Origin of the sequence: Pseudoxanthomonas japonensis, from assembly GCF_043632995.1 — a bacterium.
GTDB lineage: Bacteria > Pseudomonadota > Gammaproteobacteria > Xanthomonadales > Xanthomonadaceae > Pseudoxanthomonas_A > Pseudoxanthomonas_A japonensis.
Map to the genome: position 1 here is coordinate 1,607,265 of NZ_CP171632.1, position 20,098 is coordinate 1,627,362.

17 protein-coding genes are annotated in these 20,098 nt (G+C 69.8%); 9 read left to right on the top strand and 8 right to left on the bottom strand.

Annotated elements, in window-relative coordinates; genetic code table 11:
* The first annotated feature begins 2 nt into the window (after window positions 1–2).
* The 5 genes from ACGHX3_RS07275 (at window position 3) to ACGHX3_RS07295 (ending at window position 5,752) form a co-directional block, all read left to right on the top strand.
* Window positions 3–2,204: a TonB-dependent receptor gene (locus tag ACGHX3_RS07275; RefSeq protein WP_394696914.1), complete on the top strand. Its 2,202-nt coding sequence runs from the start codon at window positions 3–5 to the stop codon at window positions 2,202–2,204.
* Between the two features lie 47 nt (window positions 2,205–2,251).
* On the top strand, window positions 2,252–2,407 hold the full coding sequence (locus tag ACGHX3_RS07280; protein ID WP_394696915.1) for a hypothetical protein: 156 nt from the start codon (window positions 2,252–2,254) through the stop codon (window positions 2,405–2,407).
* Entirely contained in the window at window positions 2,404–2,886 is a 483-nt protein-coding gene (locus tag ACGHX3_RS07285; RefSeq protein WP_394696916.1) for a copper chaperone PCu(A)C, read from the top strand. Before ACGHX3_RS07280 ends, ACGHX3_RS07285 begins: the two co-directional genes overlap by 4 nt.
* 64 nt (window positions 2,887–2,950) lie before the next feature.
* Entirely contained in the window at window positions 2,951–5,002 is a 2,052-nt protein-coding gene (locus ACGHX3_RS07290) for a TonB-dependent copper receptor (RefSeq protein WP_394696917.1), read from the top strand.
* 69 nt (window positions 5,003–5,071) lie between these two features.
* Window positions 5,072–5,752, top strand: coding sequence for a hypothetical protein (locus tag ACGHX3_RS07295; RefSeq protein ID WP_394696918.1), 681 nt, complete (start codon window positions 5,072–5,074; stop codon window positions 5,750–5,752).
* Window positions 5,753–5,755: 3 nt separating this feature from the next.
* Here the strand turns inward: ACGHX3_RS07295 and ACGHX3_RS07300 are convergent, their stop codons facing one another.
* Together ACGHX3_RS07300 and ACGHX3_RS07305 are read right to left on the bottom strand one after the other, a co-directional pair.
* Window positions 5,756–6,307, bottom strand: a complete 552-nt coding sequence (locus ACGHX3_RS07300; protein WP_162338703.1) for a response regulator transcription factor — start codon at window positions 6,305–6,307, stop codon at window positions 5,756–5,758.
* Between the two features lie 13 nt (window positions 6,308–6,320).
* On the bottom strand, window positions 6,321–7,556 hold the full coding sequence (locus tag ACGHX3_RS07305) for an ATP-binding protein (RefSeq protein ID WP_162338704.1): 1,236 nt from the start codon (window positions 7,554–7,556) through the stop codon (window positions 6,321–6,323).
* A 96-nt stretch (window positions 7,557–7,652) separates the two neighbouring features.
* Here ACGHX3_RS07305 and ispG point away from each other — a divergent pair, with 96 nt between their 5' ends.
* On the top strand, window positions 7,653–8,918 hold the full coding sequence (gene ispG / locus ACGHX3_RS07310) for a flavodoxin-dependent (E)-4-hydroxy-3-methylbut-2-enyl-diphosphate synthase (RefSeq protein WP_394696919.1): 1,266 nt from the start codon (window positions 7,653–7,655) through the stop codon (window positions 8,916–8,918).
* Window positions 8,905–9,597 (top strand): phosphatase PAP2 family protein, encoded by a 693-nt coding sequence (locus ACGHX3_RS07315; RefSeq protein WP_394696920.1) that lies wholly within the window; start codon window positions 8,905–8,907, stop codon window positions 9,595–9,597. Before ispG ends, ACGHX3_RS07315 begins: the two co-directional genes overlap by 14 nt.
* Window positions 9,598–9,698: 101 nt before the next feature.
* Here ACGHX3_RS07315 and ACGHX3_RS07320 read toward each other — a convergent pair whose 3' ends face one another.
* Entirely contained in the window at window positions 9,699–10,310 is a 612-nt protein-coding gene (locus tag ACGHX3_RS07320; protein WP_394696921.1) for a hypothetical protein, read from the bottom strand.
* Between the two features lie 54 nt (window positions 10,311–10,364).
* On the bottom strand, window positions 10,365–11,780 hold the full coding sequence (locus ACGHX3_RS07325; RefSeq protein WP_394696922.1) for a pectin acetylesterase-family hydrolase: 1,416 nt from the start codon (window positions 11,778–11,780) through the stop codon (window positions 10,365–10,367).
* A 377-nt stretch (window positions 11,781–12,157) separates the two neighbouring features.
* On the opposite strand from ACGHX3_RS07325, the gene ACGHX3_RS07330 reads away from it, so the two are divergent.
* Window positions 12,158–13,099: a DedA family protein/thiosulfate sulfurtransferase GlpE gene (locus tag ACGHX3_RS07330; protein ID WP_162338708.1), complete on the top strand. Its 942-nt coding sequence runs from the start codon at window positions 12,158–12,160 to the stop codon at window positions 13,097–13,099.
* Between the two features lie 15 nt (window positions 13,100–13,114).
* Here the strand turns inward: ACGHX3_RS07330 and ACGHX3_RS07335 are convergent, their stop codons facing one another.
* Window positions 13,115–14,011, bottom strand: coding sequence for a diguanylate cyclase (locus tag ACGHX3_RS07335; RefSeq protein ID WP_394696923.1), 897 nt, complete (start codon window positions 14,009–14,011; stop codon window positions 13,115–13,117).
* Window positions 14,012–14,106: 95 nt separating this feature from the next.
* Between ACGHX3_RS07335 and ACGHX3_RS07340 the strand changes: the two genes are divergently transcribed.
* On the top strand, window positions 14,107–16,848 hold the full coding sequence (locus tag ACGHX3_RS07340; protein WP_394696924.1) for a tetratricopeptide repeat protein: 2,742 nt from the start codon (window positions 14,107–14,109) through the stop codon (window positions 16,846–16,848).
* Window positions 16,849–16,861: 13 nt separating this feature from the next.
* Here ACGHX3_RS07340 and ACGHX3_RS07345 read toward each other — a convergent pair whose 3' ends face one another.
* From ACGHX3_RS07345 to ACGHX3_RS07355, 3 genes are all read right to left on the bottom strand, one after another.
* Window positions 16,862–17,770 carry a DMT family transporter gene (locus ACGHX3_RS07345; RefSeq protein ID WP_394696925.1) on the bottom strand — a complete coding sequence of 303 codons (909 nt, stop codon included), beginning with the start codon at window positions 17,768–17,770 and terminating at the stop codon, window positions 16,862–16,864.
* Window positions 17,771–18,000: 230 nt separating this feature from the next.
* Window positions 18,001–19,041: a UDP-N-acetylmuramate dehydrogenase gene (gene murB, locus ACGHX3_RS07350; RefSeq protein ID WP_394696926.1), complete on the bottom strand. Its 1,041-nt coding sequence runs from the start codon at window positions 19,039–19,041 to the stop codon at window positions 18,001–18,003.
* On the bottom strand, window positions 19,038–20,093 hold the full coding sequence (locus ACGHX3_RS07355) for a quinone-dependent dihydroorotate dehydrogenase (RefSeq protein WP_162338713.1): 1,056 nt from the start codon (window positions 20,091–20,093) through the stop codon (window positions 19,038–19,040). Before ACGHX3_RS07355 ends, murB begins: the two co-directional genes overlap by 4 nt.
* Window positions 20,094–20,098: the final 5 nt, after the last annotated feature.

A 20,098-nucleotide genomic window follows, 5' to 3' on the forward strand; every position in this document is an offset into this window, starting at 1 on the left:
CCATGTCCCTGTCTTTCCGGGCGACGCCGCGTGCGTCCTGCCTGTCCGTGGCCGTTGCCGCGGCCCTGTCCGTTCCGTCCTTCGCCTTCGCGGCGGACCCCGTTGCGTTGCCCGACGGCTCCCGCGCCACCCAACTCGACACGGTCGAGGTCAAAGGCCACAAGGCCGGCCTCGAGCAGGTCGCCGGCACCGGCACGCGCCTGTCGCTGACCCTGATGGAAACCCCGGCGTCGGTCACCGTCATCGACCGCGATGCGCTCGATGCGCGTGGCGTGCGCACCACGCAGGAAGCGCTGGCCGGCATTCCCGGCCTCACCGTCGCGTCGCCGCCGGGCAACGGCAATGCGGTGACGTACCGCGGCTTCTCCGGCAGCCAGATCACCCAGCTGTTCAACGGCATCGACGTGCAGTACGCCAGCATCGCCGCGCGCCCCGTGGACGCGTGGCAGTACGAGCGGGTGGAAGCGATCGGCGGGCCGTCGAGCTTCCTCTATGGCGCCGGTGCGGTCGGCGGCACGATCAACTACGTCACGCGGCTGGCGCGACTGGACCGCGACGAAGCCGCCGTGCAGGCGTCGTGGGGTTCGTTCCGCGACGGCACGCTGGCGATGGGGGGCAACCTGCGCATCGGCGGCGACGAGGCGCGCCAGGCCGTTCGCGTGGATGCGAGCGCGCGCGATGGCGAGAGCTGGATTGACGGTCAGGAGCGCGAGGCGTCGACACTCGCCGCCTCGTGGCTGGTGCAACTGGCGCCCACGCTGCGCCACACCCTGGCGGTGGAGGTCCAGCAGGAGGACAGCCATCGTCCGTACTGGGGCACGCCGGTGCGGCAGCCGGCCACCGGCCGCCTGTCGGTGCTGCCGGAGACCGTCGGCCGCAACTACAACGTCGCCGACGGCTACTACGGACAGGACGTGCGCTGGGCGCGTTCGCTGCTGGAATGGACGCCGGGCGAGCACGACACCGTGCGCAACACGGTCTACCACTACGACGCGCTGCGCGACTATCGCAACGTCGAGAGCTACCGCCTGACCGCCGGCAACGATGGCGTGATCCGTTCGGGCACGCTGCTGCAGCGGCACGACCAGCAGGTCTACGGCAACCGCCTGGAATGGAGCCATGACGGCACGCTGTTCGGCCTGCCCACGCAGTGGGCCACGGGCCTGGATGTCAGCTACAACCGGCAGACGCGTTTTCCGCTGTCGCTCTCGGCCACCGTGGACACGGTACCGCTCGACGCCGTCACGCCGGGCCGCTTCCTCGACGTACCCGGCACGACGATCGTCTACACGCCCGACCGCACCAACCGTCTGCACACGCAGGCGCTCTATGTCGAAAACCTGACCGAACTGACCCCGTCGCTGTCGCTGCTGACCGGCGTGCGCCGCGACCGCATCGTGCTGGACGTCGTCAACCATCGCGCAGTCACGCCCACCAATCCCGCCCGATTCGAGCGCGAATATTCGCCCACCACCGGACGTGTCGCGCTGAACTGGGCCATCACACCGCAGGCGAGCGTCTACGCGCAGTACAGCACGGCGGCCGATCCACCGGCCGGCATCCTCAGTACGGCCAACTTCGCCACGCTGCGCGACTTCGACCTGACCACCGGACGCCAGGGCGAGATCGGCACGAAGCTGCAGACGCGTGACGGACGCAGCTTCGCCACGCTGGCCGCGTATCGCATCGTGCGGCGCAATCTCGCCATCACCGATCCTGCCAATCCGGGGCAGACGTTGCCGGTCGGCCAGCAATCCTCGCGCGGTATAGAAGCGGCGTTCGGCTGGCATCCGCTGGAGGCGTTGAGCGTCGAAGGCAACCTGGCCTGGGTCGATGCGACGCTGGACGACTTCTACGAGAACGTCGGCGGCGTGCCCGTGTCGCGCGCGGGCAACCGGCCCACCAACACGCCCTCGCGCGTCGGCAACCTGTGGCTGGACTACACCTTCACGCCACGCTGGTCTGCCGGCATCGACCTGCGCGGCGTGTCGTCGCGCTACGCCAATGCCGCCAACACGCTGTCGACGGCGGGCTACGCGACATGGGGGGCGCATGTGGGCTTCCGCTGGAACGACAGTACGGAACTGACCGTGCGTGGCCGCAACCTCGACGACCGCACCCATGTGGTGTACGCGCTGGGCAGCACGATGGCCTATCTCGGCGATCCACGCAGCTGGGAAGTGGTGCTGCGGAAGACGTTCTGATGCGGTCGCGGCGCCCCGTGCGCCGCGTCGCGCGACCGGAGAATCCCTTGGACACGATCTTCTTCCTCGGCGTCGGCAGTTGGCTGATCGCGTGGGCGTGTGCGCTCGGCCTTCATCGGCTCGCGCATACGCATGCGGCTCCATCGCCGCTGACGCTCTTCGATACCCCTGTCCCGCCCACCCAGATGGAGACGCTGGAATGAAACTTCCCCTTGCCGGCCTGCTGGCGCTGGCGCTGGCGGCATGCCAGCCGTCGTCGCCGCCGGCCGCACACGACGCCGGGCCTCGCGCCGGCATGAGCGTGGCCTCGCCGTGGCTGCGCGAGTCGCCGCCCGGTGCGCCCGTGGTCGGCGGCTTCCTGACACTGCACAACGGCACCCGGATCGACGACCGGTTGCTGTCCGTGGAGAGCGCGGCAGCCGAGCGCATCGAGATCCACACGATGCGCGACGACGATGGCGTCGCCCGCATGCGCCGCCTCGCCGATGGCCTGCCACTGCCTGCCGGCGCCACGGTCGAGCTGAAGCCGGGCGGCTTCCACCTGATGTTCATCCAGCCACATGCCGCGCTGGAAGCCGGAGGGCGCGTCGACGCCACGCTGGTGTTCGAGCACGCGGGCCGCGTGCCCGTCGTGTTCGATGTCCGTCCACCCGGTGCCAGGGCGCCGGCCGCGCATCACTGACGATCGTTCCGTTTCCTCCTTTCCTTTCCCGCGGGTGCCGCGCATCCGCCTCACGGAGTCCTCCATGCATCCGTTCCACTTCCGTCGTCCCCTGGTCGTCGCGATCGCTTTCGCGTGCGCCGCGCCCGCCGTGCTCCATGCCGAGGCGATGGGCGAGGCTGCCACGCTCGACCGCGTCGTCGTGACCGCCACGCCCGTCTCGCCGTTGACCTACGAAACCGATCCGACCCTGCCGCGCCAGCCGGTGCCGGCCAGCGACGGGGCCGACTACCTGAAAACCATCCCCGGGTTCACCGCGCTGCGCAACGGTGGCACCAACGGCGATCCGGTGCTGCGTGGCATGTTCGGTTCGCGGCTCAACCTGCTCACCAACGACGGCAGCATGCCGGGCGCGTGTCCCGCGCGCATGGACAACCCGTTGTCCTACGTGGCGCCGGAAACCTATGACCGCCTGGTGGTGGTGAAGGGTCCCCAGACCGTGCTCTGGGGGCCGGGCGCATCCGCCGGCACGGTCCGCTTCGAGCGCGACACGCCGCGCTTCGACGCGCCGGGGCTGCGAATCGACGGCAGCCTGTTGGCTGGTTCGCACGGCCGCAACGACCAGGTGATCGATGCGACTGCTGGTGCACCGCGCGGTTACGCGCGCCTGAGCGCCAACCGTTCCGACGCGGACGATTACCGTGACGGCGACGGCCGGCGCGTGCCGTCGGCGTGGAAGAAGTGGAACACCGACCTGGCCCTGGGATGGACGCCGGATGCCGATACCGTGCTCGAGCTCAATGCAGGCATCGGCGATGGCGAGGCGCGCTATGCCGGCCGTGGCATGGACGGCTCGATGTTCCGGCGCGACAGCCTCGCGCTGCGCTTCGAGAAGCGCGACCTGCCAGGCGTGCTGGATACGGTCGAAGCCAGCGTGTTCCGCAATGAAGCCGACCACGTGATGGACAACTACACGCTGCGCGAACCCAACCCGATGAGCGCCATGCCGATGCCGGTGGCGGCGAACGTCGATCGCCGCACCGAGGGCGGTCGGGCGGCGCTGGCGGCGAAGGGCGACCGGTGGGCGCTCACCGGCGGTGTCGATGCGCAGCGCAGCCGGCATCGCCAGCGCAGTGCGATGGGGGTGGATGCGTATCGGGCCCAGCCCTGGGAAACCGATGCGGAGTTCCAGACGCGCGGCGTCTTCGCTGAAGGGACATGGCATGCGGCCGAGCGCCGTCGACTGGTGGTGGGCGCGCGCGCCGATCGCGTCGACGTGCAGGATCGCCGGGCGACCGCGGGCATGATGGGCATGCCGAATCCGACCGCGGGGCAGACGCGCAGGCAGACGTTGCCGGGCGGGTTCGTACGCTTCGAGCACGATGTCGCCGCCGTGCCCGTCACCTGGTACGCCGGCGTCGGCCACACCGAGCGCATGCCGGACTACTGGGAGCTGTTCTCCGCCGACATGGGGCCGATGGGCGCGCCGAACGCCTTCGCCGGCCTCGCCCCCGAGAAGACCACGCAGCTCGACATCGGCCTGCAGTACCGCAGCACGCGGCTGGATGCGTGGGTATCGGCCTACGCCGGCCGCATCGACGACTACCTGCTGTTCTCTTACATGGCGGGCGGGATGATGGGCCCGATGTCGGCGGTGTCGAACGTGGATGCGCGCGTACGCGGTGCCGAAGCCGGCATCGGCTGGCGGCCGGGCGACGGCTGGACGCTGGGAGGCACCCTGGCCCACGCCTGGGGCGAGAACCGCGACAGCGGCGGCGCCTTGCCGCAGATGCCGCCGCTGGAGGCACGCCTGACCGCCGCGTACGAAGGTCCCCGCTGGAGCGCGGGCGTGCTGTTGCGCGCCGTCGCGCGGCAGGACCGCGTGGCCATCGACCAGGGCAACGTGGTCGGGCGCGATCTCGGCCCCAGCGCGGGGTTCGCAACGCTGGCGCTCAACGGCGGCTATCGCTTCAATGACCGGGTCAAGCTGATCGCGGGCATCGACAACGTGTTCGACCGCACGTACGCCGAACACCTCAACCTGTCCGGCAGCGCCGATTTCGGCTATCCGGCCGAACCGGTGCGCATCCATGAGCCCGGTCGCACCGCATGGTTGAAGCTGCACCTGGCGTACTGAGCGGGCTTTCGCATCGGCTTCCGTCGTCTTGGCTACGATGGCAGCCTGGTCGTCGGGGAGATGCGTCGCATGCGGGGTCTGGATTTCAGTTCATGGCAGGGCCTGCTGACCACCCTGGCGGGGCTGGCGCTGATCACGCTGATCGGCGTCGGCATCCGCCTGCTGGTGATGCAGACGGTGCAGGAGCGGCGGGCGCGCGAGAACCGCCAGATCAACGAGCGCCTGCGCACGCTGATCGCCGCCTACAAGACGCTGGGTGGCTCGTTCACCGGCGATCTCGACGTCGATCCCACGCATCTGCGCGACCTGCGCCAGCGGGCGCGCGAGGGCGGTCTCGATATCGTCGATGACGGCAGTGATCGTTCGCGGCGCATCCGCGATGCGGTCGAAGCGGCGTTGTCGGACGTCATCCTGCTCGGTACCGACGATCAGGTGCGGCTTGCCGCGCAGGCGGCCACCGATCTCGCTGCCGGGCGCCCCGTCCAGACGCATGCGCTGGTGGTGTCGCTGCGCGACTTCATCCGCGGCGTGCTGGACCTGGCACCGATCCCCGTCGGGCTCGACATTCCCCGTCAGGGTCCGGCACGGCCGGTCGCGGCAAAAGGGAAGGGCGAGGGCGGCAAGGGTGAAGGCCGCGGCGACGGCGGGCGCGGTGGTGGAGGCGGGGTGGGCGCCGGCGTGGGGGCGGGCGCGGGTCTCGGCATGGGGGCCGGGATGGCGATGGATCCCGACCGCGATCCCTCGCGCTGACCGCTATTCGTCGATCCAGCGACGCTCCGGTCCCGGTCGCTTCGCCAGCTTGCGTTGCAGCGACCGCCGGTGCATGCCGAGCAGGCGCGCGGCGGCCGAGATGTTGCCTTCGGTCTCGGCCAGTGCCTGCTGGATGTGTTCCCACTCCAGCCGGCTGAGCGGCGTCATGGTGTCGTCGGTGGCGCTGGCGTCGTCCGCTGCGCCCGGCACGTCCAGTCCGAGCGCGCGCAGGATCGTCGGCACCGTCGCCGGCTTGGGCAGGTAGTCGTCGGCGCCGCGCTTGATCGATTCCACCGCGGTGGCCACGCTCGCGTAGCCGGTGACCAGCAGGATCTGCATGTCGGCGCGCAGTGCGCGCAGCGGCTCGATCAGGCTCAGGCCGGAGTCGGCGCCCAGTTTCAGGTCCACCAGCGCGAAGTCGGGCTGGTACTCGCGCGCCCGCGCCAGGGCGCTGGCGGCGTCCAGCGCGATCTCGGTCTCGATGCCCTTGCGCGCCAGGCTGCGCTGCAGCGTGCGCGCGTAGAGTTCGTCGTCGTCGACCAGCAGGCCTTTCATGGGATGCCTCTCATCAGGGGGTTTCGTCGGGGCCCGCCACCGGCAGGCGGAACTGCACCTGCACGCCCTTCGGCGGCACGGCGCGCATGGTCATGCGTCCGCCCAGCCGCTCGATGGTGGCGTGCGACAGGGCCAGGCCCACGCCCATGCCCTCGGGCTTGCTGGTGCGGAACAACTGTTCTGACTGGAACGGCAAGGCCTCGTGGAAGCCGTTGCCGTAGTCGCGCACGGTGCCGACCAGTTCGTCGCCTTCGCAGCGCAGGTCCAGGTCCACGCGTTGCGAGCCGGCCTGGCGGCTGGCATCGGCGGCATTGTTCAGCAGCGCCTGCAGCAGGTGGCCGGTGGAGGCATCGGTCGCCAGCCACGGCGGCAGCGCGCCGGTGCGCTGCAGTTCCACCGTCGGCCGGATCAGCTGCCAGCGCTGCACCACGTCGTCCAGGTCCACGCGCAGGTGCACGCCCATGTCGGCCGAGGCGGCGAGCGCGCGCACGCGGTCGCGGCAGACGTCGATCAGCTGGCGCAGGGTGCCGGCGTCTTCCCGTATCTCCGATTCCGCAGCGTGCTCGCGGATGTCCTCGGTCAGCAGCGTCATGGTCGCCAGCGGGGTGTTCAGCTCGTGCGCCACCGCGGCGGCGTGCGTAGCCAGCGCGACGATGCCCTCGTTGCGCGCGAAGCGCTCGCGCAGGCGGGCCAGTTCCTGTTCGCGCAGGCGCAGAGCGGCGACCAGGCGGGTGGAGAAGTACAGCACCACGGCCGCCGACAGCACGAAGTTCACCGCCATGCCCCAGAGATGGACATTGAAGCCGCTGCCGTGCAGATGGGGCAGCGGGCGACCGAACACCGCCGTCAGGATGTAGCCGAGCAGGCAGGCCACGCCGGTGGCGATCACCCAGCGCAGCGGCAGTGCCAATGCCGACACCGCGATCAGCAGCAGGAACATCGAGCTGAACGGATTGGCGATGCCGCCACTCCAGGCGACCAGCCAGGACAACACCGCCACGTCGACCAGCATGTGGGCGAAGGCTTCGGCCGCCGTCTCTTCACCCGGCCGCCGGCTGCGCCACGTCGCATAGAGATTGAACAGCGCCAGCGCGCCGATCCCGCCCCACAGCGGCCAGCGCGGCAGGTCGATGCCGAGGGGCCCCAGCGCCACCAGCACCGTCACCGCCTGGCCCACGATCGCCACCCAGCGCAGGTTGCACAGCGTGCGCAGGAACGACGGCGACAGGGTCAGCAGGGTATTCGGCATGCTCCCATGCTAGTGCAAGCGCGCGCGGCGGGCCTGCGGCATGGCGTCGCAGGGGCGTGGACGAGACCGGCCGGTGGCCCACGCTACAATGCCGGCATGCACGACGCCGTCACCCGCCCCACGCCCCCCACCGACGCCGCGCCCTGGCCGCGCCGCATCACCCAGGCTGTCCAGATCGGCAACGCCGTCGTCGGCGGCGGTCGCCCGGTGGTGGTGCAGTCGATGACCAATACGGACACCGCCGACATCGCCGGCAGCGTGAAGCAGGTGGCCGATCTCTGGCGCGCCGGCTCGGAGATGGTCCGCCTGACCGTCAACAATCCGGAATCCGCCGCCGCCATCCCGCGCATCCGCGAGAAGCTGGAGATGATGGGCATCTCGGTGCCGCTGATCGGCGACTTCCACTACAACGGCCACCAGTTGCTGGCGGGCGAGCCGGCCTGCGCCGAGGCGCTGGCCAAGTACCGCATCAATCCCGGCAACGTCGGCTTCGGCAAGAAGAAGGACACCCAGTTCGCCCAGCTGGTCGAGTTCGCGATCCGCTACGGCAAGCCGGTTCGCATCGGCGCCAACTGGGGCTCGCTGGACCAGGCGCTGGCCGCGCAGCTGATGGACGAGAACCATGCCCGCGAAGTGCCGTGGGACGCCGGTCGCGTGCTGCGCGAGGCGCTGATCCGCTCGGCAGTGGATTCCGGCGAGCGCGCCGTCGAACTGGGTCTGCCGCGCGACCGCATCGTGCTGTCGGCCAAGGTCAGCGGTGTGCAGGAGTTGATCGCGGTCTACCGCGACATGGCGTCGCGCACCGATTTCGCGTTGCACCTGGGCCTGACCGAGGCCGGCATCGGCAGCAAGGGCATCGTCGCCTCGAGCGCCGCGCTGGCGGTGCTGCTGCAGGAAGGCATCGGCGACACCATCCGCATCTCGCTGACGCCGGAACCCGGCCAGTCGCGCACGCAGGAAGTCATCGTCGCGCAGGAACTGCTGCAGACCACCGGCCTGCGCGCGTTCACGCCGATGGTCACCGCGTGTCCCGGTTGCGGGCGCACCACGTCCGAGTTCTTCCAGGAACTGGCCAAGGTCGTGCAGGAGCACGTGCGCGGCAAGATGCCGGAATGGAAGGTCACCCATCCCGGTGCGGAGACCATGACGCTGGCGGTGATGGGCTGCGTGGTGAACGGGCCGGGCGAGTCGCGCCACGCCAACATCGGCATCTCGCTGCCGGGTACCGGCGAGGCGCCGGCGGCACCGGTGTTCGTTGATGGGGAGAAGAAGATCACGCTGCGCGGCGAGAACATCGCGCATGAGTTCGTCGCGCTGATCGACGACTACGTCGAGAGCAAGTACGCGCGTGTCGCCGGCTGAGAGGCTGGCCCAGGGCCGGCGCTTCATCGCCGGCCTGCTGCGCGAGCACAGCGGGCGCCTGGTCCTGCTGTTCCTCTGCCTGCTGGTGCCCTTGTGGGTCTTCGTCGCGCTGGCCGACGAAGTGCATGAGCTGGAAGATTTCTATTTCGATGATGCGTTGCTGTGGCAGGCGCATGCCATGGCGGGTCCGGCGCTGGACCGCTTCTTCGTCTTCATCTCGGCGATCGGCTACCAGTGGGGTGTGGTGCCGGTCGACATCGCACTGACGGTCGGCCTGCTGATCGCGAAACGCTGGCGGGAAGCGACGTTCGCCGGCGTGTCGTTCGCCGGCTCGGCGCTGCTGAACATGGCGACCAAGCAGTTCTTCCAGCGCGACCGGCCGACGCTGTGGGAATCCATCGCGCCCGAGCACACCTTCAGCTTCCCCAGCGGTCATGCGATGGGATCGGCGACGCTGGCGATGGTGGTCGTGCTGCTGTGCTGGCATACGCGCTGGCGCTGGCTGGCGGTCGCCCTGGCGGGCAGCTTCGCGCTGCTGGTCGGCATCTCGCGCATCTACCTGGGCGTGCATTACCCATCGGACATCCTGGGCGGCTTCGCGGCCGGCATCGCGTGGGTGTCGGGGGTTTATCTGCTGCTGTACCGCATCCGTGCGCGGCCGTGGCAGGTCAGCGGCTAGCACGCTGTTTTGTGGGAGCGACGTAAGTCGCGATGAAGCGCTGCTGGTGGTCTATCGCGACTTACGTCGCCCCCACACCTGTGTCCGCTTGCGCAGGTGCTTCAGGGCGCATACGCCCGCTCGCGCTCTTCCTGCAACCGCTGGCGCAGGTACTGGTCGCGGGTCAGGCCGGCGGGAATCGAGGTCATCGCCATCACCTCGCTGACGACCTGCGCTTCGCGTGTCTTGTACGACTGGAAGCGGGGATCGTTGGCCTGCTGTGCGGCGAAGGCGGCCATGCGCTGGTCGGCATGCGTGCGGTAGCGGTCGGCCATCTCGGCGACCGCCGCCGCTTGTTCGGCGGGATCGTCCACGGTGGCCTTGATCAGTGCGGTGCGCAGCAGCACGGCTTCGCCGGCGGACAGGCCGCCGGCGGCTTCGTAGCGGTCGATCTGCCGCGTCAACGCATCGGCACGTTCGCTGCGCTCGACGGCGCGCAGCGACGGTGCACGAGCGAAGAAATCCTTCGCGTCGGTCTCGAAACGCTGGCGCTCGCGATGCGCCTGCGCCTGCGGTGTGGTCTGCAGTGACGCCAGCGCAGGGGGGGATGTGTCGACCGTGTCGGACGGCGTACGCATCGCGTCCGCCGGCATGCCCGCATCGTCGCGCTTCCACCACAGCACGGCGGCCACGAAGACCAACAACGGCACCAGCAGCGTCAGCAGTTTCTTCATGCGGGACCCTGTTGCGCCGGGACCGTCGAAGCACGACGGTCCCGGGCGTGGACCTCAACCCATCAGCTGGTCGACCAGCCAGTACAGCAGGTTGAACGGTTTCGCCTTGTCGGCCTTGTCGTCCTGCTCGCTGGCGTCGAGCACCTCGCCCTGGCCGTCGAGCACGCTGTCGATGAAGTGCTTCAGTTCCAGGTTCTGCGCCTGCACGTCGGCGTTCTTGAAGTCGACGATGGTGGTGCAGTGGCTTTCGTTGAGCGCACGGTACTGCGGGAAGTAGCCGCCGACATTGTTCAGCCCGTTGAGGCGGTCGCGCAGGCGGGTGGTGTCGGTGTTCCAGCGCGCATGGATGCGGGCCTCTTTGGTCGCCTGGTCCGGCGCGTTGGCGATGTCGGGATAGAAGCGCTCGTACGAATACGAGGAGTAGTTGAGGTCCTTCCAGAAGTGCGTGTGGCCGAGCCGGTCGTTCGCGTACTTGCTGGACAGCGCGGGATACAGCGTGCCGAGTTCGTTGAGGTCGAACTGCGGCAGCCCGCTGGCGAGGTAGGGCAGCGGCCCGTTCGGCTGGTCCAGGCCCCAGGCGCTGCGGATCAGCGCCATCAGCGGCTGCGACGGGTAGTCGACCGGATTGCCGTTCTTCGGGGTGGGGAAGATCGGGCCGGAATCATCGATCAGGAAGCTGCGCGTCGGCGCCAGGTCGCGCCGCAGCGGGTGGTAGCTGGTCAGGCTGCCGGCGCCGCCGGCGCTGCAGCCGGTGGACAGCATCTGGGTGGGGCGCGGCAGGTTGTCCTTCAGCCAGCTCACAACGGCGCGCACGTTGCGCGCGCCGTTGTGGTGCCAGACCAGCGGCGCGTTCTGCCCGCTCGGGTCGTTGTACACGGCCACCTTGTCGCCGCTGTAGATGTCGCCGGTGCAGTAGGGCACGTAGACCATGTTCCAGCCCTGCGTCTTCACCGACTCGAACGGGCTGACGCGGGTCACGAACGGACTGACCAGGCTGGCGCCCGGATTCAGCAGGCTCATGTAGTCGTCGGGAATGCCGTTCGGATTGCGGGCGCCGCGGATGCCGCCCTGGCCGCTGCAACTGGCGTAATCCCAGCACGCGCCACCGCCTTCCATGTAGATGATGGTGTTGCGGGTGTCGGCCACGCGGTTGACGAAGAACTTGAACGGCGAGCCGTCCCCGCAGACCGCGCCGGTCGACGGCGCCAGCTGGATGGTCTGCCAGGCCTCGTAGCGGCCGGGCTGGAAGCCGTCGTTGAAGCCGGACGGGTTGGACAGCAGGGGATAGTTGCCGGTGCGCTGCGCTGCGGTGACCTTGTTGTCGGCCTTCGGCGGCGAGACCAGGTTCACCAGGGTCTGCCAGAAACTGTAGTCGCCTTCCTCGGCCTTGAGCGGCGCCGCGATGGCGAGGGTCAGCGTGGCCGCGGCGAGGGCGAGGGGCAGGCGGGCGGGTCGTACGGGTGCAACCATGATCGGATCCTCCGGCGAGAGTCAGAGCGGACGTTCAACGGGATGGACTGCCTTGGCGTGCGGCGCCTGTGGGGGGCGGCCACCGTACGAAGGCGGATGGTGGTGCGTTGATGCGGCACGGGGATTAAGCGCGCGTGATGGCACCGGCTTTGGCTGCGCATGCCCCCGACATTGGCCGCGATGCCCCCCTTCGCAGTCGCGACGGATGGCCAGGTAAACGCAGCGATCCCGCGTCGCAGCACGCGGCGGCGTCTGGTACCTGCGTGCGTGATCGCGGACGGCAACGGATCGTTGCGGGCCGGCGCCTTGCCGTCGCGCGGACATGGGTCGAACATGCCGGCTCGCCGCAACGCGCGGCAGCAGCGACGGGGATCGCGATGCAGGACGTGGTGGACAAGTACGGCGTGCTGCTGGTCTTCGCCAACGTGCTGGCGCTGTCGCTGGGCCTGCCGGTGCCGGCCATGCCCACGCTGGTGCTGGTCGGTGCGGGACTGGCGCTGCAGCCGGAGGCGACATGGCTGCCGTTGCTGGGCGTGCTGGCGGTATCGGTGGCGGCCAGCCTGATCGGCGACAGCGTGTGGTTCTACGCCGGGCGCCGCTACGGCAACCGCACGCTGCAGTCGCTGTGCCGGCTGTCGCTGTCGCGCGACACCTGCATGAAGCACACCGAGCGCTTCTATGGACGGTTCGGCATCCGCGTGCTGTCGGTGGCGAAGTTCATTCCCGGCCTGTCGATGGTGTCGGTGCCGATGGCCGGCGCCATGCAGGCGCGCCTGCCGTCGTTCCTGCGCTATGACGCGCTGGGTGCGGCGTTGTGGGCCGCGCTGGGGCTGGGGCTGGGCGTGGCGTTCTCGCGCCAGGTCGAAACGGTCATCGACACGCTGTCGCAGCTGGGCACCGGTGCCGGTGTGCTGGTCGGCGTCGCGCTGGCGGCCTATGTGGGCTGGCGCTGGTGGCGCCGCCGCACGCTGCTGGCAGCGCTGGAGGCGGCGCGGATCGAGCCGTCGGAGCTGGAAGCGTTGCGGCTGGCCGGACAACCCCCGGTGCTGTTCGACATCCGTGCGCCCGGCTTCCGCGATGTCGATCCGTACGTGATCCCGGGTGCCGTGTTCGCCGACGAACGCGAGCTCGGCGGCATCCTGGCGACGTACCCGCGCGACGGCAAGGTCGTCATCTACTGCGCCTGTCCCGATGAAGTGTCGGCCGCCTGGATGGCGGCGAAGCTGCGCAAGGCGGGCTTCCGCGACGTGTTGCCACTGCGCGGCGGGATCGATGCCTGGCGCGGCGCCGGCTACGGGGTGGAGCGCATCGGCGGCTGAGGCCGTGCGTGCGGGTCAGTGCTCGATGCAGACCCGGTTGCGGCCTTCGCTCTTGGCGCGGTACAGCGCGGCGTCGGCGGCGGCCATCATGCGGCTCACCGTGTCGCGCTCGGGCGTCAGCGCGGCGATGCCGATGCTGACGGTGATCGTCTGCGCTTCGCCGCCGGGCCTGAACACCACGGCCTCCACCGCTTCGCGCAGGCGCTCGGCGAAGCCGTAGGCCGCCTCCGGTCCGCATTCGGGCAGCAGTACCGCGAATTCCTCGCCGCCGATGCGGGCGGCGGCATCGTCGTTGCGCACGTGCCGGCGCACCAGCGCGGCGATCTGCTTCAGCACGTGGTCGCCGGAGATGTGGCCGTAGCGGTCGTTGATCGGCTTGAACAGGTCCACGTCGATGATGCACATGGTCAGGTCGCGCTGGTGGCGCATCGCGCGGGCGATCTCCTTCTCCACCGTCTCGATGAAGTGCCGGCGGTTGTACATCTCCGTCAGCGCATCGTGGGTGGCGAGCTGGTAGATCTCCTCGTGGTAGCGCGCCTCCACGCTGCTGTGGCTGATGAACTTCAGGATGCTCTCGCCCAGCGTGATGTGGTCGCCATCCGCCAGCACCGTTTCGGATACCGGCGCGTCGTTGACGCGGGTGGTGTTGGTGGCGCCCAGGTCGCGCACGCGGTAGCTGTCGCCGTCGCGCCAGAGCTCGCAGTGCAGGCGCGAGACGCTGTTGTGCGGGATGTGCAGGTCGGCTTCCTGCGAGCGGCCGACGCGCACGCGCGCGGTGTCGATGTCGGCGCGCCGGCCCAATCCCTCGCCGTGGATCACCACCACGCACGCGGACCGGTGCGAGGCCGGCCGCGGGCCGTCGCTCAGGATGGTCCGTTGCGTGGTCGGTGGATTCAGGAAGTCCCGGGACATGCGTGCGCGACAGGCTGGTGCGGTACCGAGTGTAACGGATCGGTCGGTCAACTCACGTTTCCGCTACCATGCCCGGGCGCACCGGGGACAGTGGCATGACATCGCAACCTTACGACGACCTCGCACCGACCGAGAGCCTGGCCACGCGCCTGAACGACGCGCCCACGGCGCCCGACGGCACGCTCGCGCCGGGCGCGCGGCTGGGCCATTACCGCATCGAAGCCCTGCTGGGCCGCGGCGGCATGGGCGAGGTCTACCGTGCCGCGCAGCTGGAGCCGGTCCGCCGCGAGGTGGCGCTGAAGCTGATGCGCGTGCAGCGGCTGCAGGCACGCCATCTTGCCTGGTTCGAAGTGGAGCGGCAGGTGCTGGCGCAGATGCGCCACCCGGCGATCGCCCAGATCTACGATGCCGGCACCACCGGGGAGGGCTATCCGTTCTTCGCGATGGAGCTGACCGACGGCAGCCCGATCACGCGCTACTGCCGCGACCAGCGCCTGTCGATGGATGCGCGCGTGGCCTTGTTCATCCGCGTGTGCGAAGGCGTGCAGCACGCGCACCACAAGGGCGTCGTGCACCGCGACCTGAAGCCCGGCAACCTGCTGGTGGATACGCTCGACGGTCGTCCGGCGCCGAAGATCATCGATTTCGGCATCGCCATGGCCGCGTCGCTGGCCGGCGACGCCGCACTGGAGCGTGCCGGCACGCCCGAGTACATGAGCCCGGAGCAGGCGCAGGGCGATGCGGGCCAGGTCGACACGCGCAGCGACGTCTATTCGCTGGGCGTGGTGCTGTGCGAACTGGTGACCGGCGTGCGTCCGGACGCGGCGGGTGAAACCTGGGCGGCGGAAACATCGACCGCGGTCGCGCCGTCGTCGCGGCTGGCGGCGCTGCCGCTCGAACAGGCCCGGCAGATGGCGCAGGAGCGCGGCCTGTCACTGGCGCGGATGCGCGGCCGGCTGCGGAAGGATCTCGACTGGATCGTGCTGAAGGCCATGCAGCACGACCGCGACGCGCGCTACGACTCGGTCGCCGCGCTGGCCGACGACCTGCAGCGGTATCTCGATGGCCGTGTGGTGACGGCGGTGCCAACGAGTCGCAGCTACGTGTGGCGCAAGTTCCTGCGTCGCCATCGCACCGCGGCCATTGCTGGCGGTTTCGCGTTGCTCGCGTTGCTGGGCGGACTGGGCGTATCGCTGTACGGGCTGCAGCAGGCACGCATGCAGCGCAGCGTGGCCGAGGCGCGCAGCGCCGAACTCGAGAAGGTCGCCGACTTCCAGCAGTCGATGCTGGAAGGCATCGACATCGAAACCATGGGCGTGGGCTTGTCCGAGGGCCTGGTGCGCCAGGTCGGCAGCCTCGATCCCTCGGCTGCCGACGCCTTCGGCGCCACGCTGGCGAAGACCAGCACGAACGACCTGGCGCGCGACCTGGTCGACCGGCAGCTGCTGGCGAATGCCGAGGAGGCGATCACGCGCGACTTCGCCGACCAGCCGGACGTCGCGGCCAGGCTGCGCGAATCGGTCGGCCACGTGTACGCCGCCATCGGCCTGTACGACAAGGCGGCGGCGCATTTCGCGCAGGTCGCCGACTACCGCAGCCGCGTGCTCGGCGAAGGTGCTCAGGACACCTTGCGCGCGCGCAACGACCAGGTGAAGGCGCTGCTCGAGGGCGCCCACATCGACCAGGCCGAGGCCGCCTTGCAGAAGGCGCTGCCGCGCGCGTTCGCGCTGGCGGACAACGACCGCGTGCGGGTCAAGCTGGAACTGGCGCAGGCGCAGGTGATCTCGGCACGCGGCGACCGCCCGCGGGCGAAAGCCGTGGTCGAAGCGGTGCAGGCACGACTCCTTGCCACTGCCGGTCAGGACGATCCGGCCACGCTGGAAGCCACCAACGACCTTGCCGCCGTGCAGCGCAACCTCGGCGAGCTGCCCGAGGCGCGCGCCAACATGGAAACCGTCGTCGCCCGGCGCACCGCCACGCTCGGCGCCGACCACGAAGACACGCTGTCGGCGATGGGCAACCTGGCGGTGCTGCGCATCATGAATCGCGAGAAGGACGCCGCGATCTCCCTGCAGCGCGACCTGACCGACCGCTACGTGCGCAAGCTGGGCAGCGAGCACCCGGTCACGTTGCAGGCGCGCAGCACGCTGGCCACGATGATGACCGACGGCGGCAGCGTGGCCTCGGTGGAAGCTGCACTACCGCTCCTGCGGGACGTGCTGGCCGCGCGCGAGCGGGTGCTGGGTCGCGATCATCCGCAGACGGTCCGCACCCGCCTCAATCTCGCGACGGCCCATGCAAGGCTCAAGGACTTCGCCGCCGCGTTGCCGCTGGAAGAGCAGGTCATCACCGCGCGCAGCCGCACGCTCGGGCCCGGCCATCCCGATACGCTGTCGATCCTCGTCAACCACGCCGGGACGCTGCTCAACGCGGGCCAGGCGGAAGCGTCGCTGCGCCTGCTGGGCGATGTGCAGCCGCTGGCGTTGAAGACCCTGGGCGAGAAACACCCGCAGGCGCAGGCCACGATGGTCATCCGCGCCGAAGCGCTGCGCGTGCTCGGCCGCGTGCCGGACGCGCTGGCCGAGTTCCAGCGCCTGTTCGAACTGCGCAGGCGCGCGCTGGGCGAAACCCACGTGGAGACGCGCACGGCGGCCTGGAACCTGATCGACACCTACCGCGAGCTCGGTCGCCCGGCGGAGGCGGAGCCGCTGTACCGCCAGTACATCGCGCCGTTGCTGGCGGCAGACCCGGAGACGCTGGCCGACGCCGACGCCGAGTTCGTCGAGCGCTACCGTTCGGGCAAGCGACCGGGCAAGCAGACGATCAGGCGCGGCTGACCAGGCGCGGCGATCATTCGCCGGGTTTGGCGCCCGCGCTCGGCGCCTCGGAGGCGGAGCGCCGGGACAACACGGCCTCGCGGTGCGCGATGTAGGCATTCGCGCCGAAGATGATGCCGGCGCCGAGCAGCGTCCACCGGTCCAGGGTCTCGTCGAACAGCAGCCAGCCGAACAGCGCCACCACCGGCAGCTGCATGAAGCTGATCGGCGTGAGCGCCGAGACTTCGCCCAGCTTCAACGCGCGCGTCCACAGCATGTGGCCACTGGTGCCGAGCACGCCGGCCGCGATCACCCACACCCAGGTGATGCCCTGCGGCCATTCCCACACCGCCAGCGCCGGCAACAGCGACATCGGTACCCACAGCAGCGTGGTGTAGATGACGATGCGGTCGGCGGGCTCGGTGTTCGACAGCTGCTTGATCTGGATTGCCACCAGCGCGCTCATCACCGCGGCCAGCACGGCGATCATCGCGTCCACGGTGAACTGCGACGTGCCGGGCCGCACGATGATCAGCACGCCAACGAAGCCCAGCACGACCGCGGTCCAGCGGCGCGCGCGCACCTGTTCGTTGAGCATGGCGGCAGCGGCGAGGGTGACGAACAGCGGCGTGGAGTACGACAGCGAGACCGCCTGTGCCAGCGGCAGATGTCCGATGGCCCAGAAGCCGGCCAGCATCGAGCAGATACCGATGACGCAGCGGAACAGGTAGCGCGGGAACTGCGTGGTCTTCAGGAAGCCGGGGCCGTGCCGCAGGATCAGCGGTGCCGCGGCCAGCAGGCCGAAGAAGTTGCGGAAGAACGCGATCTCGAACGTGTGCAGCGTGGCCGACGCCAGCCGGATCGCCACTACCATCAGCGCGAAGAACACAGTGCTGCCCAGCATCAGCACGGCGGCGCGATAGTGGGTGGGAAGGGCCGGCATCAGTGTTCCGGATCCGCCCCTTCCCCCGCGTGCGGGGGAAGGTCGGGATGGGGGCGAACAGAGCCGCTGAGCATCGGTATGCATTCCATGGCTTGGCACATCGGTTGTCGCCGCCCTCGCTGCCATCGCGGCTGCCGAGGGGTGTCGGCTTCGGTCTTCCCCCATCCCAGCCCTCCCCCGTGAGCGGGGGAGGGGGCGGTTTCAGGGGCGCCGATGCGGATCATCCAGGGCTACCAGCTCGCCCCGATGATTTTCGGTTCCGGTTCGATCGCGACGCCGAAGCGGGTGCGGACCGAATCCGCGATCTTCCGCGCCAGCGCCAGCAGCTGCGCGCCGGTCGCTTCGCCGTGGTTGACCAGCACCAGCGCGTGCGCGTCGGATACGCCGGCATCGCCGTCGCGATGGCCTTTCCAGCCGCAGGCCTCGATCATCCACGCTGCCGACAGCTTGCGGTTGTGCGCGGCGTCGCCGCGGAACACGGGCAGGGTGGGGTAGTCGACCAGCAGTGCGTCGGCCTGCGCCTGCGAGACGATTGGATTCTTGAAGAAACTGCCGGCGTTGCCGACCACGGCGGGATCGGGCAGCTTGCGCTGGCGGATGCGGATGACGGCATCGCCGACGTCGCGCGCGGTCGGTGCGGCGATGCCCATCGCCGCCAGTTCGTCGCGGATGCCGGCGTAGTCCAGGCGCAGCGCGGGCGTGCGCGGCAGCCGGAACTCGACCGCGGTCACCAGGTAGCGGTCGGGATCGTGCTTGAACACGCTGTCGCGGTAGGCGAAGGCGCACGCCTCGCGATCCAGTCGCACGCGCATGCCGTCGCGACGGTCGAGCGCCTCGACGACCTGGATGAACTCGCCCACTTCCGTGCCGTAGGCGCCGATGTTCTGGATCGGCGACGCACCCGCGGTGCCCGGGATCAGTGCCAGGTTCTCCAGGCCGCACAGGCCCTGCTCCAGCGTCCACATCACCAGCGGATGCCAGGCCACGCCGGCATCGGCACGCACGAGGGCATGCCCGCCGTCGTCGGACAGGATGCGCAGGTCGTGCGTCGCCATGGCGATGACGACGCCGGGCGCGTCACCGGCGAACAGCAGGTTGCTGCCGCCGCCGATCACCAGGGTGTCGCCTTCGAGCACCTGCGGCAGCGCAAGGACCTCGCCCAGCGCGGTGGCATCGTCGACCTCGATCAGCCACGGCGCCCGGGCAGGGACGCCGAAGGTCGTGCGTTCGCGCAGCGAGGCGTTCGCAATGATGCGATAGCCTGGGGTCATTCCGGCGCCACCGGGCCGCCGCTGGGCGCTTCGCGGCGGCGGCGGATGGCTTCCACGCATTCGCGGATCAGTTCGGGGCCGCGGTAGACCAGCCCGGTGTAGCACTGCACCAGCGAGGCGCCGGCGGACATCTTCGCGACCGCGTCGGCGCCGGACAGGATGCCGCCCACGCCGATCAGCGGGATGCTGTGCGGCAGCCGCGTGCGCAGGCGGCGCAGCACCAGCGTGGCCTGGCCCATCAGCGGCGCGCCGGACAGGCCGCCGGTCTCGCGCGCCAGCGCATGGTCCTGCACGCTGATGCGCGAGACCGTGGTGTTGGTGGCGATGACGCCGTCCACCTGCATGTCGCCCAGCACGCGCGCCACCGCGTCGATGTCGCTGTCGGACAGGTCGGGCGCGATCTTCACCAGCATGGGCACGCGCTTGCCGTGCTGCGCAGCGAGGTCTTCCTGCGATTCGCGCAGCGTGCCGATCAGCTGGCGCAGCGCCTGCTCTTCCTGCAGTTCGCGCAGGCCGGCGGTGTTGGGCGAGGAGATGTTGACGGTGATGTAGTCCGCCAGCGGGTAGACGCGCTCCAGGCAGTACAGGTAGTCCGCGGCGGCGCGTTCGTTGGAGGTGTCCTTGTTCTTGCCGATGTTGATGCCGAGCAGGCCGCGATCGCGGCGCGCGGCGCCGACGTTGCGGACCAGCGCATCCACGCCCTCGTTGTTGAAGCCGAGGCGGTTGATGACGGCCTGGTGCTGCGGCAGGCGGAACATGCGCGGCTTCGGATTGCCCGGCTGCGGCTTCGGCGTGACCGTACCGATCTCGACGAAGCCGAACCCCAGCGCGAACAGCGCGTCGATGTGGGCGCCGTTCTTGTCCATGCCGGCGGCCAGGCCGACGGGGTTGGGGAAGGTCAGGCCCATGACCTTGGTGGGCATCGGCGTGATCGGCCGCGCCACCAGCGGCGTGGTGCCGGTGCGGTAGGCCAGGTCGAGCGCCTTCAGGCCCATGCCGTGGGCGGTTTCGGCATCCAGGCCGAACAGGAAGGGGCGTGCGAACGAATACATGGTCG